The organism is Rubellimicrobium mesophilum DSM 19309 (assembly GCF_000600335.2).
In the GTDB taxonomy this organism is placed as follows: Bacteria; Pseudomonadota; Alphaproteobacteria; order Rhodobacterales; family Rhodobacteraceae; genus Rubellimicrobium; species Rubellimicrobium mesophilum.
On sequence record NZ_KK088522.1, the window covers coordinates 98,994 to 113,739 of the forward strand.

Sequence of the window (14,746 nt, forward strand, 5' to 3'; positions counted from 1 at the left end):
GTTCGACAGCAGCCTTGCAGGGTCAGCTACAGACCTCACCAACACGCTCCATGGCGTAGCTCTCCACCGTCCTGCGCCTCACCCCCGGACGACGGCCTTCGCTCGCTCGTCGGGACTCAATCCGAGAGGTCCTTCTGGCCTGCAGCTTCCTCGCAGGCCGCCAGATCGGCCTGGACCGCGACAGGGAGACGGTGCCGAACCCAACTGTCTCCGAGCCGATCCAAACCTTGGATGCTCTTGCCAGCGGCGACAGGGTCGGTTTGGCAGGTTCTCCATGCGGCAAGGTAGGGCGCGGCGTGGATCCGATAGGACGTGTCACGCCCCTTCATGACGAGCACCACAAGCACCATTGCCACGGCGATGGCCCACTGGATCTGTCGGGACGTCATTCGCCTTCGCTGCTCCCGCCGGATCAGGTTCATAGTGCCCTAGCAGCGGTAGAGGGCGGGATCTCTCGCTGCTTCAACTCGCGTGGCAATCAGCAGTTCGATCACCTGCTGCCCCGACAGCTTGGGGTAGGCTCGTGCGGTTTGCGTGGCGAGCCGTCGCACGTCTGGCTCCGTCATTGGCCGGCTTGGGTCCAGGGCGCTCGATCGAAGCCAGGGATCGATGCGCTCGCAGCGCTGGAACCCGACCATGCCGCCCGCCACGAACCCGATGAGGAACCCGCCGGCCGCAGTGACTGGAGTGCCGAAGCCGGCTAGCGCTCCAATCGTCCCCGCCGATCCGGCGTAGACGCTGACGCAGCGCCAGTAGAGATGATCGTTTGCCAAAGCGTCGATCCTTGCTTTGGCATCGTCCAGTCCGTCCATCAAAGAGCACTCCACATTGGTCCGCCTCTGGGCACCACGGCTGTCGCCCGCTAGCCGGCGGAGCGGCGCTGGAATAGGTTAGCGGTCGGCGCCCGAGCCTGCCCGTATGCTTGCATCATCGTCACGAACCGACTGGAGAGGACCGGGATGGCCGGCCCTCTTCGGGGGCTCTGCAGGCTACGGCTTCAGGGTCAGGTCGAAGCTGGTGAAGTTGGCGTAGCCCGACTGCGATCCGTCTGGATGGCCGACAAAGAAGGGCACGGCGATTGCAGTGGCCGTCCCGGTGGCCCCCTCGAAGATGCCATTGCCCTCGATCACCGTGAAGGTGCACTCCGTGGTGTCGGGCGCTCCATCCGGCACATCCGCAGGCGCGGCCGCCTTGCAGGCGTAGGAGGTCCAGAGGTGGTTCAGCCCCTCGCCCACAACGCTCTGCTCGTCGCTGGCCGTCTCAGCGCCTTGCTCGTCGGCCGCCGCGGCTGCGCTCTCCGAGCCGCTGTCGGCCAGGGTGACGAACGCGCAATGGCCCGTGCCGTTCTCCTGGAACTCCTGCACGCAGTGGACAGCGGCATGCTCGAGGACGGCCGCATCGTTCTCGAAGTCCAAGGCTCCAGTGATCGTGCCGATCTCGAAGAGTTGCCCGCCAGGGGTTTCGAAGCCGGCACTCATCTGGACCGAGAAGCCGGCAAAGGCCGGTCCGAGCTCTTCCGCAGAAAGCGGCCCGCACACTGCAAAGAGAGACAGGGCCGACACAGCAAGCACACGCATTCGTTCCTCCCTGGACACGTGTAACGCTGGGTCAAGGTAGCACAGGACTGTCCGCTTTGGACGGGAGAAAGCGCTGCTTGCTCGACGATGCGATGATAGGGCAGGCTCCGGAAAGCTCGGTCGCCAACCGAGCGTCTCCCGACGACATTCATGGAACGAAGGGCCGGGCGCGACACGCTGGCTTTCCTGCACCGCTCCGACCGCACACGACCTGAGATTGTGTGCTATCTAAAGCAGGTGGATCGCAACCGTGTGTACAGCCGAGGCTCCCGTGCGCCTCGCACCCTGTGAGGCGCCTATGAGGCTACTGAACCTGCTCAGGCATCGCGAGATCGCGGACTTGGAGGTCGGCGAGCTCGTCCTGAGGACCATCGGACGCAGCCCTGGCCCGGCCCTTGTCATCGACCGATCGTCTCAGGGCGTCACCTTCGGCGTCCTGCGTCATCCGGAGCTCACCAGACCCATCTCCTACCTTGTCCAGAGCGGATCCAGCCTCTCGTTCGGCACCTCCTGGGCGCTTGAGATCCTGCCTGCTTCGCTGTCCCCGCCGACCCGGCACTACCAGGAGACGACCCAGCCCGGTGATCTTCTGATCGGGAAGGAAGGAACCATGGTTGTGCTGGACGACTCCCACGCAAAGCCCGCCGCGCCATTCGGCTTCAACGTCGACACCTTGGCGCTGGTCGCCCTGCCGGAGGAGGCCGCGCGCTGCGCGGGATGGCGAATATGGGCGCACAAAGACGACTGGCGGCGGCCGAGCGCGACACCGGTGTTCGAGTGGGTCGCGCCGTCGCCGACCGCCGCTATCGTGAGCTAGGCGAACTCCGGCCGCTCGATGACCCCCGCGCGGTGCAGGCCGGCTCGGCGGTCGTACTCGTCGGCCAGAGCTTGCAGCGCCGCCCCGCCATCGCCCTCGAACGAGGGCCCGTGCATCAGCGCGAGCCGCCCCGGCGAAAGCTCCGATAGCCGTCGCAGCGTCGTTCCCATCGTCGGGTTCAGCGCCGAGTAGCCGAACAGGTCCTCGGCCGCCGCGGCCGGCGAGACGATGTCGCCCGTGATGAGCGCCGGGCCATCGCCGAGCTGCGTGAACAGGTCCCCGCAGAGCAGCGTGAACAGGTCCCCGCAGAGCAGCGTGCCCGTCGTCTCCTCCATCATCACGCCCGCGTCCCAGCCGTGCGGCGTGTGCGGGGTGTCGATGTAGCGGACGCGCTTGCCGCCGAGATCGATCACCTCGCCGTCTTTCAGCACCCGTGGGGCCCGGTCGGCCATGTCGTTGAGCGACACCATGACCCCGGTCTGGCCATGGGCGACCTGCGCGTCCGGTGCCACGGCCAGCCACTCGTTCATCGCCCCGCACTCGTCGGCCTCGTAGTGGCCGAATCCGATCCAACGAAGGCGTTCAGGCGCAACCAGGCGGGACAGGGTGTCCCGATTGGAGCCGAACATCTTCCGCAGGCCGGTATGAAAGAGGAGGGGCTCGTCTCCGAGGACCAGGAAGGAGTTGAAGGTGAACCCGACGGGAGGGGCGATGCCGGCGACAAAGGTAGAGAGTCGGTAAATGCCATCTGCGATCTCGCTGATACGGGTGTCCATGAGAAATCTCCTGTCGAATGAGGTCCGCCTCGGCCCCTCCCGCCCTCGGGCGCTGGACTTTGACGCTTTCAAAGTACAAATATGTGTAGCGGAAACGCCCGCGGCTGTCAATTCGTTGCACATGGCTGTGCAGTTAATGAATCCATGACCCGGACCTATACCCTGAAGAAGCGGGCGGAGAAGCAGGCCGAGACGCGGCAGCGCATCGTCGAGGCAGCGATGGAGCTGCACAGCACCGTCGGCCCGGCCAGTACGTCTATGAGCCAGATCGCTGAGCGGGCGGGCGTGCAGCGACACACGCTCTACGCGCATTTCCCGGACGAGCGGAGCATGGCGCTGGCCTGCTCGGGCCTGTTTGCGGAACGTCAGCCGCTGCCCGACCCCGAGCCCTGGACCGCCATCGTCGACCCTCGGGACCGGCTCCGCACGGGGCTCCGAGCCCTCTACGCCTGGTACGAGCGCAATGCCGGCCTCCTCGGCTGCGTCATCCGCGATGCCGAGCACCACGCGCTGACACGCGAGATGGCCGAGATGCGCTTCATCCCGGCCCTGGTCCGCATCCGCGAGGTGCTGGGCGATGGTGTCAGCCCGGATCGGAGCGCGCTGCTGGGCCTCGCGCTGGACTTCCACACTTGGCGGAGGCTCAGCCAAGCGGAGGGCCTCGGTTCCGATACAGCGGCCGAGGCCATGATCAAAGCCATCCTTGAGCCAACCTTCCAGACAGTACGACCCCCAGAGAGCGATTAAGCATCCCCACTCGGACAGATGTCTCGTTGAGGGCAGAACACTTTCCGTAGTAACTTCTTCGGGCGCGAGGCCTGGTGGCCTGTTGTGTCTGCAGGCCGTCCCTGCCTCCTGCAGAGCCTTCTGGCCGCCCGGTCACAACCAAGTGGCGGCACTGGGACCATGCGGCATGGGCCAAGCTGCACCTTTCGTTCAACCCACGACCCGGACAGGGCCGATCACCCTGACCTGTGTCCGTTCGAGGCGAGCGTCGGCGGCCCTGAGCTTCTGTCGTGGGCCACCTCCTGTCAGCGATGTGACCACGGAGTGTGACGATGGACGAGGACAATGTCATCGAGCTGATCACTGAGAACGAGAGCAACAAGGCCAGGTCGGCGGCGGGGGGCGAGGGAGACGACGAGATCCGCTCCTGGATCCTGGCCGACGCAGAGGTCGCGACCCAGGATGCGGTCGCGCACGGCAACACTCACACGGTCACGGGCGACGCCGGGCAGGACGTCCTCCGGCTTATCACCCTCGCCTACGGCTTCGGCGGCTTTAGTGCGTTGGCCAGCGGCAACACCAACTCCGCCTCTGGCGGCGAGGAGGACGACGGCGTCACCTCGGCGCTCGGCGCCTTCGCCTATAGTGGAGACGCCACCGTCACTGGCAACTCGCACCGTCTCCTGCTGGACGAAGGGGAGGACTTCCTCACAAGCGACCTCTTCGCCACAGCCCTCTCCGGCAACAACGCCCTGGCCAGCGGCAACACCCTGCTCGCCGCAGGAGGGGAGGACAACGACGAGTTCGAGCTGCGCTTGGACGCCATGGCTCTCTACGTCCGTGATGCCATCGCAAGTACGGCCACGACGAGCAACAACACCCTAGTGGCCCGAGGCGGTGAAGGCGCCGATGCGATTGGGTTGGAGGTGACGGTCAACTCCACCCTGGGCGGCATTGCCACCCTGACCGACAAACATGGTTTGGGCTTGAGGACGGCGCCGGGGCGGACGCGTTAGAACTCGCGCTCAGCGAGGAGATCCACGAGGGCCGCGGGACCACTACCCTGGCGGGCAACCGCTTCACGCTCGACGGCGGCTCGGGCGACGACTTTGCCCAGGTGAACTACTTGACCGATCTGGGGGACAACAGCGTCCGTCTGATCGGCGGCTCCGGCCATGACCTGGCCTCGCTGCTCTACTCCAGTGTCACCGACGACCTCGCCTTCGACTTCTCTCATGGCTACGACCAGGTCCTGGCTGACGGCACTGTCCTCCGAGGCTTCGAGAGGGTCAGCGTCAGCGCAGGCGACGGCGACGACCTGTTCCGGGGCGGGAGCGGGGACGACAGCTTCTATGGAGGGCTGGGCAGCGACTACGCACGGGGTGGGGCCGGCGACGACGTGCTGGCCGCCAGGGGCATTCTCTACAACTTCGAGGAGAGCATCACGCGCTCGCACGACAGCGACGTTCTCCTGGGCGAGGCGGGGAACGACACACTGACGGCAGACCTCTCCGAGCAGGTCTACTTCGGCAGCACCCTGGTGAGCGAGAACACTGTGTTCATGTCAGGAGGCAGGGACGATGACGACCTCAGCTCCACCCTCTCGGCCTTTGCCCAAGGCGTGTCCGAGAGTGCCCCAGCGAACGCGACGACCCGTGACAACACCCTGACCATGACGGGCGACAAGGGCAAAGACAGCCTCGCCGCCCACCTCTCCGCCAGCAGCCACTTTGGCGCCACCACAACCGTAACCGACAACACCCTCCTGCTGAACAGGGCCAAGGGCGATGATGACCTCTCGGTCGATCTGTTCACCTCTGTGGAGGAGATGGGCATGACGATCATGACCGGCAACCAGATCACCCTTCTGGGCGGCAAGGGCGATGACCGTCTCCACGTGTCGGGCAATGCCATGGCTGGCAACTGCCTCATCCTGGACGGGGGCAGGGGCCACGACACCCTCGCCTTCGAGGGCGACCGGGGCGACTACCACGTCACCGAGACGGGCAAGGGGGACTACGAGGTCACGGACCTGGGCGATGGCTCGCCGGGCGCCGTCTACTCCATTCTTGACGTCGAGACCCTGGTGTTCAACGGGACGGTCTTCGACCTGGCCTGAGCCGAAACTCTGTCCGCTGGCATGCAGAGAGCGCCTGGCCTCGCCGGGACGGGATCCCGCGCTCGGCTTCTTCGCCCTGACGGGGAGCGCTGTTGCAGGAGCGTGGCTGGCAGCCGTTGTCTGCCGACAGCGGTTGCCTCATGCTGACCGCATGAACGGCTTCATCATCGAGACGCGGTGCGAGGATGCAAAGGCCCGTGGCGGGCAGCGAGCCATCCGCTGGATCGGGATCATGCGATCAGCCAGGGATATGATCGCAGTGCTGCCGGGGCACAGTCCAAGCGTGGTCGATCGCGGCCCGGGCATTCTGGCGCGCGCCCGCTTTCCGGGGATGCAGGACGGCGAGTTTCAGGAGTTCAGTGGCTGACGGTCGCGGCGCTTGCGCGCTAACGGTGCGCCTCGCTCCCCCCTGTGCCGTCGACCTCTCCCCACCTCAGTTCAGCCGCGCAGGATCACCGGGAGTTCCTGTCGCAGGGCCCGAGGTCAGTAGCCCGTACTCTCTGGGCGTGGCCGCGATTCCGTCGAGAGGCGCCACGCGAGTTGGCGTCCGTTGGCCGCCCAAGCCTTGCAGAGCGGCACGCTGGCTCGCGCCAGCTCGATGCAACTGCCGTTGCGCAACGCCTCGATAAGGCGGAACTCCTCGACCGTCCGGGCGGTGGCGGCGGAGAGCCCGAGCACCCAGGCCATGACTGGACCAGGCTGGGAGGCACCAAAAATCTCCCGGCGGCCCAGATCCGTCTCGATCCAAGTCCAGCCAAGATCTCCGACCCGCCGACCCGTCCTGTTCACGCCTTCACATCGTTCTGTGGTCCTGCTCCGGGCGTCACTCTTATGCTCCACCCATCTGTGTCCGCGTCGACCTCCACTGGCAGGCTGAAGAGCGAGGTCCGGCCGCTCCGCCAGCAGCCCAGCGAGGCGCGCTCAAGGATGTCACGCGTCGCTGGGTCCATGACAATGGCGACCGGCGTCGCTTCGTCTTCGTGGGCGGCATAGATCGCGTGGGCGATGGCCTTTGCCAGTGAGAACGCATCAGGGTCGGGCATCAGCAGGTGGGATCTCCGGGCAACAGCGCAGAGCAAGGCTGGAGGGTCTTGGTCGGATCGGGTTCCTAGTGCCGCTGGCGGCTGAAGCCTTGCAGGACCGCCTCCGGCAGCCGCTTGGTGAAGCTCACGACCTTACCGCCATAGTCTGCAAAGGGGTCCGGGCAGGTCGCCCGGAGCGGCTCAGGGCTGACCTGGCTCAGCGCTTGCTCTGGGGCCAGGCCCATGGCCTCGCGCATAAGGGCGTCCAGCTCGTCGTGAGGGTCATGGGCGTGGACAAGCGACATCAGGAGGACTCCGGACTCAAGAGAAGGGACGTAGGGCAGCGATCCGCCGCGGCGGCGACACGCTGGCAGGTCTGATGCCCGAACAGGGCACAGAAGTGACCGTCGGACGCCGAGAGAGAGACGCTCGTCGGGCATCTCTTGCCACTCCGAGAAGATCGCGCTGAGCCGGCAAAGCGGGGAGCGGACAATCCAACGCCATGGAAGCCGTCATCGCGGGCCGGCTGTAGGGCGAGGGCTCTTGTCTTGTTGGCCGGCCGGAACGGGTCTTCTCCGTTCGCGGTTGACGCTCGGGGGGCTGAGGGCCGCCCGGTGTCGTGACCGTCAGGAGTTCGCCATGTCCCGAGCGACGACCTTGGATGCGTGGTGCTTTGGTTGCGCCGCTGGATGGGACGGCTCGCCCGCCGAGGCGAACCCCTGCACGGATCGCCCCGATCTCGCCCGAGCATGGGACAAGGGTTGGCGGCTGAGCCGGACGGCGAGGCACCGCGGCCTGCCTCGCGCGCTGGACGACCCGGCCGCCTCCCGGCCGCCTGACCTGGAGAGCCGAAGGGCCTGCTCGCCGACATGACCGGCGCGTCCCTTCGCTGATGCTGCTCCATTCCATCCTGACCCCCAACCCTGGAGATCCCTCATGGCCGATGCGTCCGACGAGCTCGGCGTTGTCTTTGTCGACAACCCGATGGCCCCCGACCTGTTCGTGGATGGCGTCTCGGGGTTCTTCTTTCGGAACGGGAGCGTCCGCATAACCTTCCACTCGTCAAGGGCGAAGCACACCGCTCCGCCGGGGCCGATCAGCAACGTCGTGGTCGGACGCCTCGTCATGCCGGTCGATGCCGCGGAACACATGGCGCGGCAGATCCTGGAGGCTCTGGAGCGGCGCAGGGCCGAACCCGCTCCGTCTCCCTCCCAGGCGAGCCCCAAGGGGCACTAGTTCGTCGTTGCGCTCGGCGCCCCGGCCAGCCGCGACAGCGTGTCGTGGCGGGGTGCGACCAGGAGACGAGGACGAGCAGAGAGGTGAGGGGCGGGGCACGAGCAGGCCGAGGGGGCGCCCGCTGCATTCAGAGGCCGACCGAGAATGAGGCCGAAGAGAGCTCCTCGGTCCGGGAGAGCCCTCCTTGGCCCGCATCACGCCACCTCTCAGGCGCCTGCCGGCCATCACCTCACCGCACTTGCGAAGGACAAGGACACTGCGCCCCAGTTCTGCGGGGCGGCACTTGGGCGTGAACGTGAGTGGCCCCGGGGCCGGTTCGCCTCCCGGCTCTCGGGGTTCTCACAACCACTCGTTTCCTACGAAACGGGGTGGACGTTCGGCTGAGAAAGGTCAGCGTCAAGGATGGATGAGGTCTTCAGGGACATGACCGCCACCCTCAGCGAGGCGCGGCACGCCGTGGAGCAGGAGCTGGCGGGCATGGCGCGGGCGCCGGATAGGAGCCGGCTAGCGCGGCTCGGCCAATCGGTGGGCGAGCTCTCGTTCGGTGCCGACGCGCTTCTGGTCAGGATGCTGGAGCGTGACGCGGACGACGCTCTCGTGAATGCGGCTGAGACGCTCGTGGACTTCTTCCGCGACACCGACGAGCAGATCGCCGCACAGCTCGACGCGGGCCCGGGGTGAGGGTCAGGACGCGAACGGCTCGTGCCGGCATGTGCGCTGTCACTTGTCAGCCGTTCGTAGGACCTTCGCCGCTGATCCCTGAGGAACCGCTCCACAGGAAGCCTTGTCGCAAGGGGTCATGGCGGGCTGCCCTTCAAAGGTAGCGACCTTCCGGACGCCAGCAGAGGCAGGCCTGGAGTGGAACGGCGGGGGCCTAGTCGTCCGCCGGCGCTGTCAGCTGTGGGGTGCCGGCCATGCGGTCGCCCACCGACCCTGCGAACGCCAGCCCGACCATCAGGACAAAGATGAGCAGGAGCGGCGCGACCCCGTCCCTGTGCCCCTGCGGATTTCCCTCGGTTGCCGCTCGTTTCCCCAACCGGACCATGACAGGCCCTCCCACCCGACAATGTCACTCACCCGGAGGCCGCCTCGCCTTAGCCGTCCTAAGCAACCATCAGCCTGTTCGCTTCAGGCGAGGCAGGCTGACGAACGTCCTGCCAGTGGCTGCCGGATGACGGCTGAGCGCGGAGTGCTCCCGTGCGAACAGCCTACACCCGCCGGACATGCCGACCTAGGGAAAGGCACCCGAGCGCGGCTGCGTGCATGATTTTCAACCATACGGTGCAAGGCTCGCCCCCGCGCGGCTCGCGTCCTGTAGTGCGGGGGCTGGTCCGCCCGATCGGCCGCAGGAAAGTCGCGGCCGACCCTCGGAGTGGGGCTAACATTACCCGCTCGGGGTGTTTACGAAGTCGAGTGACTGCCCTCGTACCCCGAGAGATGGCCACCTCAAGGGCGATTCCCCAGCGCCGCTTGGCGGCCGGTGCAGAGGTATTGCCGCCTGCTGGAGGGTTGTGCTCTGGCATCTTCCGCTTGGGAGGGACGCGACGGACTCCCAGCCGGAAAATACTACGCCACGGGCATCCCGGGCCAGGGTTCATCTCAGCGGCGACCCCGCCCCTGAGCTGTGGGAAGGACCCAGCGCGGGGGCGGGGTCACTGCCGTCGAGCGAAGGTCTAATGACTCGGCGGCTTGTGCCCCTAGGGCTTCGACAGGCCACGAGAGGAAACGGTGGAAGCAGCGAGGGGTGCGAGGAGGGAGCTGGCTTGGTGCGGAGGGTCGCACTTCGGGAGAAGGGGGGATCTCGTGCCTACTCCGGCTCGGGAAACCCTCGGGCCGCTTTGCCCTCTGCGGTTGGCATTTCTTCTGATTGTCAGGGCTGTCAACGCTCGCCTCGCTCCCGGCATTCTGGCCGGGAGCGGGGTCATGGCGGCCAGCCCGCTGACCTGCTGGCCGGCAGCCAAGTCACAGCAGCAGGTCGCTCGTGTCCAAGGCGTGAATGCTGTTCACCTGGATCTCGAAATCAGCCTTGCCATCGCCGGTGACGTCGCCCTTGAGGATGACGTTGGAGGTGTTGATGACCTCCCAGAGCCCGAAGGCCCTCGCCGTCGTGCCGCCCCACGCGAAGGCCTGATCGCCCGCAAGGCTGGCGTTGGCGTCGATGCCGCGCAGGTCGATATCGTCCACCCCGTGCACGAATCCGTTGACGATGTCCCGCTGGGCGGCGCCCATGGCGCTCTCCGCGACCGAGTTGAAGATGAAGAGGTCGCGTACGTTGTCGGCTCCGCCCGCCAGGAGGTCGCGCCCGAGCCCGCCGATCAGCGTGTCGGCGCCGGCCTGCCCGCGCAGCGCATCATTGCCAGCGCCACCCTTGAGGGTGTTCGCGAGCTCGTTGCCGTAGATGATGTCCGCTCCGGAGGAGCCCTCGACATCCTCGATGTTGCGGATGACATCGGTGCCGAGACCCGTGACTTGTCGGGCGATGGAGATACCCAGGTTGACGGTCACGCCGGCGCTGCCCGTGGCAACCAGACAGTCGCGACCCGTACCGCCGTCAATGACGTCATCGCCGGCATCCAGGCTGATGCGGTCGTTGCCTGCGCCGCCATTCAGATGGTCGAGACCCCGGGCGCCAAGAAGAATATCGTCGCCGCCGAGCGCGTTGATTACATCGTCGCCGTCGGTGCCCTGAAGAGAATTCGCGCCGTCGTCCCCCAGGATCTCGCTATCTTGGCCTCCCCCGATGATCGGGTCCGGGCTCCCATCGTCGATCGGGGGGCTGTCCGGCAAGGGTTCCTCGGGCGGAGGGGTGTCGGGCAGCGGGCTGTCGGGCGGGACGATCGGCGTGCCGCTTGCATCGCCGTCGGTGAGGACGTCTCCCGCGCCAAGGCCCCCAGCGCCGTTGACCTGGATCTCGAAATCCGCAACGCCGTCGCCGGTGACGTCGCCCTTCAAAACGACGATGGAGGAGCCCACCGCCTGCCAGAGCCCAAAGGCCTTGGCCGTGGTGCCGCCCCAGAGGAATGCTTGGTCACCCGCCAGTGTGGCGTTGGCGTCGATAGAGCGCAGGTCGATGTCGTCGATGCCCCGGACGAAGCCGTTGATGACGTCCCGTTGGGTGGCGCCCACCGCGCTCTCCGCAACCGAGTTGAAGACGAAAAGGTCTCGAACAGTGTCCGTACCGCCCGACATCACATCGCGCCCGAGCCCCCCGAGGAGCGTGTCGGCCCCGCCCTGCGCACGTAGTGTGTCGTTGCCGGCCCTGCCATTGAGGATGTTGGCGTCGGCATTGCCATAGACGGTGTCCGCACCTGAGCCGCCCTGCACGTTCTCGATGCCGCGGATCACGTCAGTGCCGAAACCTGTGGCCTGAGCGCTTTGGATGCCAAGGTTGACGGTGACGGCAACATCGGCCCCCGACGCGTCGAGCCAGTCGTTGCCCGCGCCGCCGTTGACGTAGTCGTTGCCGAGATCCAGGCTCAGCGTGTCGTTGCCGGCGCCGCCCTTCATGCGGTCGATGCCCCGACCGCCCACGAGGGTGTCGTCGCCGCCGAAGGCGTCGATCACGTTGCGTCCGCTGGTGCCCGTCAGCACGTTCGCGCCGTCGTCGCCCAGGAGCGGCGTGGGCCCGGAGACGTCGCCGTCGCGGACGCTGGCGTCCAGAATGCGTCCGACGATCGGCGAGGACAGGGGCGTGTAGGTGCCGGCCCAGTCGTTGATGCGCGAGTCCCCGGCCCAGAGGTTGACGATGCTGCGCAACTGGCCCGTGTACCAGATGCCGCCCGGCATGTCGTCGCCGCTGAAGTAGGCCACTGGGGTGTCGTCCACCCGGAACACCGCGCCCTTGCCGGTCAGCGTGATCTCGTAGTCATGCACGGCCGCCGCGGCATCGAAGCCGAGGTCGACTACAGTGTTCTCAAGGTTGGTAATGTGCTGGCCGGCGGCGTTCGCCATGTGCACGGTCACTTGCACCCTCGTGGTGTCCCGGCCCACGAACTCCCAGTCGAACTCGAGCGTCTTCTGATCCTTGCCACCCGCCGCCATGGCGAACATACCGAACACCGTGCCGCTCGCCATGCGGGGCGCCTGCGCGGTCCACTCGAAGGTGCCCACATCGGCGATCGCGCCCGAGCGGATCTCGCCCCCCGTGGCCTTGGTCGAGCCGTCCGAGGCCGCGCCCAGACTAACCTCGGCCGCGCCGTCCGCAGCAATGCGTACGCGGTCACGCGTCCAGGTGGTGATGGGCGTGAGCCACCCAGCGTTCCACTCCGAGACTTGCCAGTCGCCCGTCGTGAAGTGCTGGCCCGCGTAGACCAGGTCATAGTTGGTGCTAAACATGGGTCCCCCTCTCGCGGCCGAGTCCCGTTCGGCCGGTGGGCAAAGGGAGGCGTCTTGGCATGTCGGGAGAGAGGCGCAGATGTGACCCGGGCGTGGAGCCCGCCTTAACTGCGCCCCAATTCCCCTGAATTGCGTCTCACGTCGGCGAGACTCCGCTTACCAGGGGCCGCGGCTCGGCAAGCCCGACAGAGTGCCGCTTGGGCCCCGTCTCTTGGTTCAATGTGGCGACCGGAGGTCGCAGCAGTAACCAGTCGAGGGTGTCAGCAGAGCAGCCGGGGTCATAGATCGGGCCTGTGGTGCGAACGGGGGTTGGAAGGAGCCGCGCGGTGTCGGGGACTTGCGGCTCCCTCCTGTCGCTCTAGGGGAAACAATGATGCTATTGATAGCTGATTGTGCCGCATTTGCGGCACAATGAAGACCCCGCTGTGTCCCTGCTATGCTCTGGTCAGGTGAATGGCTGCCGACAAAGCCCATGCGCCAGCGCCAGATTCACCAGGGAGAGCATAGCCACCTCTTAAGAACCCGCAGTTCCACTCTGGTCACAGCCATCCCATCCCGTGCCGCCGTACCCCCGGCGCCTTCTTTCGGCAGCTTTCGCTGAGGGAGTGCGTCGGTGCGCCGGAGGTGCGGACCGGGCTCGCCGCACCACGCCACAGTGCGCAGCATCTCGAGTGCGCGGCGCTTGCAGGCCTTGCGGATGGTGAAGGGGAGCCTTGCGCGGGAATGGCATGCGAACTCCCCTTGGCAGCAGGTGTCGAAAGACGCGAATGCCTCGCCGGTTCTGTATGCGGCTCGCTGCTCTGAAGGGACACCACCCCCTGTGCTCGCTCAGGGGAGGAGCGGCACAGGGGGGTTGAGGTCGCTGCCGGCAGGGAAACGTTGGGACAGTCCCTGGACGGCGTTTCGTCGCTCGACGCGGGTCACGACAAACCCTCTTTCAGGAACTCTCGTGTGCTCCGGCCGGTTCCGGGCCGAAGCCGACAAAGTCCGAGCAGATCAGCATTCTCCGGACAATGAGTTCAGTCAGCGTCTAGGCCTGAGTTGGCGAAGTCTCGCGCAAGTACTTGCTGGCATTGGGCAAGGCTCCGCTGTGGCCGGTCGGTGACATGGACTTGGGTGCTGCTACCCAATAGTCCCGATCACACCGGTGCGGAGGGACAGCTGCATCGGCTTCAACAGAAACACGACGATCCGAGGCTGACGCTCCTCGGGGACAACTTTTTGCGCCTTGAGCCCAGCGCATCGGCTGGGCTCGCCCGGGCCCTCCGGCCCGGTGGACGACCGCTGCCAAAGGGGAACCCATGTTCGACACCAACAACGACCTGGTCTTCGGGGGCCAGAGCTACACGAGCGGCGACTGGCAGGTCTCGGACTGGGACGCCGGAGCGCTCAGCTACATCACCAACTGGTCGCGCGACCGGGTGCGCATCGCCGCGGACGGCGCCGCCGAGGTGAGCCTGGGCTCGGCCGCGCCCGGCTCCTACAACGCCACCGGCGGCGAGATGCGCTCGGGCGAGACCGCCGACGTCGGCACCTTCGAGTGGGCCGCGCAGGCGCCGCAGATGAAGTCGGGCACCGTCTTCGGCATGTTCGCCATCGCGGCGGGAGGCAACGACCAGCGCACGCTCGAGTTCGACTGGGAGTTCGTGGGCGCCGACACCCGGCACGTGCAAGTCACGGTGCACATGGAGAACAGCGCCGGCAAGCACATCCGCAACCTGGACCGCACGATGGTGGATCTCGGCTTCAACGCCGCCGCCAAGGCGCACAAGTACGACATCACACTCACCGGCAAGAGCGCGGTCTTCCGGGTGGACGGCGGAGCGGTGGCCACCTTCGACGCCTCCGACATGCCCGGCGGCGTCTGGTACAGCGGCAACCTGCGCAGCGTCGTCAACCTGTGGGCGGGCGACTCGCGCTACAACACCTGGTCCGGCGTCTACTCGCCTCTGTCTTCACCCATCAAGGCGCGCATCGTCGACGCCAGCGTGCGCGATGGCGACGTGTCCAGCACGCCACCGTCGCAGGGCACCAGCGGCGCCGACATTCTCAAAGGCACCAACGGCAACGACGTCTTGAGTGGGTTGGGTGGCAACGACTCGCTCGCCGGCGGCCTCGGCAACGACAAGCTGTATGGC

15 protein-coding genes are annotated in these 14,746 nt (G+C 66.6%); 8 read left to right on the forward strand and 7 right to left on the reverse strand.

Annotation, left to right across the window (positions count from 1 at the left end; genetic code table 11):
* Positions 1-116: 116 nt before the first annotated feature.
* The 3 genes from RUMESO_RS01820 to RUMESO_RS01830 all read right to left on the reverse strand — a co-directional run bounded on the left by RUMESO_RS01820 (position 117) and on the right by RUMESO_RS01830 (position 1,571).
* Positions 117-422 (reverse strand): hypothetical protein, encoded by a 306-nt coding sequence (locus RUMESO_RS01820; RefSeq protein WP_156362599.1) that lies wholly within the window; start codon positions 420-422, stop codon positions 117-119.
* Between the two features lie 6 nt (positions 423-428).
* Positions 429-812 (reverse strand): hypothetical protein, encoded by a 384-nt coding sequence (locus RUMESO_RS01825; RefSeq protein WP_037277586.1) that lies wholly within the window; start codon positions 810-812, stop codon positions 429-431.
* A 177-nt stretch (positions 813-989) separates the two neighbouring features.
* The gene (locus tag RUMESO_RS01830; RefSeq protein ID WP_169791117.1) at positions 990-1,571 is read right to left on the reverse strand and encodes a hypothetical protein; all 582 of its coding nucleotides are present in this window, start codon (positions 1,569-1,571) and stop codon (positions 990-992) included.
* A gap of 304 nt (positions 1,572-1,875) precedes the next feature.
* On the opposite strand from RUMESO_RS01830, the gene RUMESO_RS01835 reads away from it, so the two are divergent.
* Positions 1,876-2,394 carry a hypothetical protein gene (locus tag RUMESO_RS01835; protein ID WP_051520911.1) on the forward strand — a complete coding sequence of 173 codons (519 nt, stop codon included), beginning with the start codon at positions 1,876-1,878 and terminating at the stop codon, positions 2,392-2,394.
* Here RUMESO_RS01835 and RUMESO_RS01840 read toward each other — a convergent pair.
* A complete protein-coding gene (locus tag RUMESO_RS01840; RefSeq protein ID WP_037277588.1) occupies positions 2,391-3,170 on the reverse strand; it encodes an MBL fold metallo-hydrolase in 780 nt (259 codons plus the stop codon). The genes RUMESO_RS01835 and RUMESO_RS01840 overlap by 4 nt on opposite strands.
* A 144-nt stretch (positions 3,171-3,314) precedes the next feature.
* Between RUMESO_RS01840 and RUMESO_RS01845 the strand changes: the two genes are divergently transcribed.
* From RUMESO_RS01845 to RUMESO_RS01860, 4 genes are all read left to right on the forward strand, one after another.
* A complete protein-coding gene (locus RUMESO_RS01845) occupies positions 3,315-3,917 on the forward strand; it encodes a TetR/AcrR family transcriptional regulator (protein WP_051520912.1) in 603 nt (200 codons plus the stop codon).
* 311 nt (positions 3,918-4,228) lie between these two features.
* Entirely contained in the window at positions 4,229-4,912 is a 684-nt protein-coding gene (locus RUMESO_RS01850; RefSeq protein ID WP_037277589.1) for a hypothetical protein, read from the forward strand.
* Positions 4,913-5,022: 110 nt separating this feature from the next.
* Positions 5,023-6,015, forward strand: coding sequence for a hypothetical protein (locus RUMESO_RS01855; protein ID WP_156362601.1), 993 nt, complete (start codon positions 5,023-5,025; stop codon positions 6,013-6,015).
* Positions 6,016-6,166: 151 nt separating this feature from the next.
* Entirely contained in the window at positions 6,167-6,382 is a 216-nt protein-coding gene (locus RUMESO_RS01860; RefSeq protein ID WP_156362603.1) for a hypothetical protein, read from the forward strand.
* Between the two features lie 418 nt (positions 6,383-6,800).
* On the opposite strand, the gene RUMESO_RS01870 is transcribed toward RUMESO_RS01860, so the two are convergent.
* On the reverse strand, positions 6,801-7,058 hold the full coding sequence (locus RUMESO_RS01870; protein ID WP_037277594.1) for a hypothetical protein: 258 nt from the start codon (positions 7,056-7,058) through the stop codon (positions 6,801-6,803).
* A 65-nt stretch (positions 7,059-7,123) separates the two neighbouring features.
* On the reverse strand, positions 7,124-7,342 hold the full coding sequence (locus tag RUMESO_RS01875; RefSeq protein ID WP_037277595.1) for a hypothetical protein: 219 nt from the start codon (positions 7,340-7,342) through the stop codon (positions 7,124-7,126).
* 631 nt (positions 7,343-7,973) lie between these two features.
* Between RUMESO_RS01875 and RUMESO_RS01880 the strand changes: the two genes are divergently transcribed.
* Together RUMESO_RS01880 and RUMESO_RS01885 are read left to right on the forward strand one after the other, a co-directional pair.
* Complete coding sequence (locus RUMESO_RS01880; protein ID WP_037277601.1) at positions 7,974-8,273, forward strand: hypothetical protein; 300 nt, start codon at positions 7,974-7,976, stop codon at positions 8,271-8,273.
* A gap of 423 nt (positions 8,274-8,696) precedes the next feature.
* Complete coding sequence (locus tag RUMESO_RS01885) at positions 8,697-8,954, forward strand: hypothetical protein (protein WP_156362605.1); 258 nt, start codon at positions 8,697-8,699, stop codon at positions 8,952-8,954.
* Positions 8,955-10,235: 1,281 nt separating this feature from the next.
* On the opposite strand, the gene RUMESO_RS01890 is transcribed toward RUMESO_RS01885, so the two are convergent.
* Positions 10,236-12,608 (reverse strand): family 16 glycosylhydrolase, encoded by a 2,373-nt coding sequence (locus RUMESO_RS01890; RefSeq protein ID WP_037277604.1) that lies wholly within the window; start codon positions 12,606-12,608, stop codon positions 10,236-10,238.
* A 1,301-nt stretch (positions 12,609-13,909) separates the two neighbouring features.
* Between RUMESO_RS01890 and RUMESO_RS26725 the strand changes: the two genes are divergently transcribed.
* Positions 13,910-14,746 (forward strand): family 16 glycosylhydrolase (locus tag RUMESO_RS26725; RefSeq protein ID WP_156362606.1); only part of this gene is annotated, 837 nt, incomplete at its 3' end.

Coding starts and splice junctions, on each gene's coding strand:
- RUMESO_RS01820 (WP_156362599.1), bottom strand. CDS start 422: ATGAACCTGATCCGGCGGGAGCAGCGAAGGCGAATGACGTCCCGACAG.
- RUMESO_RS01825 (WP_037277586.1), bottom strand. CDS start 812: ATGGACGGACTGGACGATGCCAAAGCAAGGATCGACGCTTTGGCAAAC.
- RUMESO_RS01835 (WP_051520911.1), top strand. CDS start 1,876: ATGAGGCTACTGAACCTGCTCAGGCATCGCGAGATCGCGGACTTGGAG.
- RUMESO_RS01840 (WP_037277588.1), bottom strand. CDS start 3,170: ATGGACACCCGTATCAGCGAGATCGCAGATGGCATTTACCGACTCTCT.
- RUMESO_RS01845 (WP_051520912.1), top strand. CDS start 3,315: ATGACCCGGACCTATACCCTGAAGAAGCGGGCGGAGAAGCAGGCCGAG.
- RUMESO_RS01850 (WP_037277589.1), top strand. CDS start 4,229: ATGGACGAGGACAATGTCATCGAGCTGATCACTGAGAACGAGAGCAAC.
- RUMESO_RS01860 (WP_156362603.1), top strand. CDS start 6,167: ATGAACGGCTTCATCATCGAGACGCGGTGCGAGGATGCAAAGGCCCGT.
- RUMESO_RS01870 (WP_037277594.1), bottom strand. CDS start 7,058: ATGCCCGACCCTGATGCGTTCTCACTGGCAAAGGCCATCGCCCACGCG.
- RUMESO_RS01875 (WP_037277595.1), bottom strand. CDS start 7,342: ATGTCGCTTGTCCACGCCCATGACCCTCACGACGAGCTGGACGCCCTT.
- RUMESO_RS01880 (WP_037277601.1), top strand. CDS start 7,974: ATGGCCGATGCGTCCGACGAGCTCGGCGTTGTCTTTGTCGACAACCCG.
- RUMESO_RS01885 (WP_156362605.1), top strand. CDS start 8,697: ATGACCGCCACCCTCAGCGAGGCGCGGCACGCCGTGGAGCAGGAGCTG.
- RUMESO_RS01890 (WP_037277604.1), bottom strand. CDS start 12,608: ATGTTTAGCACCAACTATGACCTGGTCTACGCGGGCCAGCACTTCACG.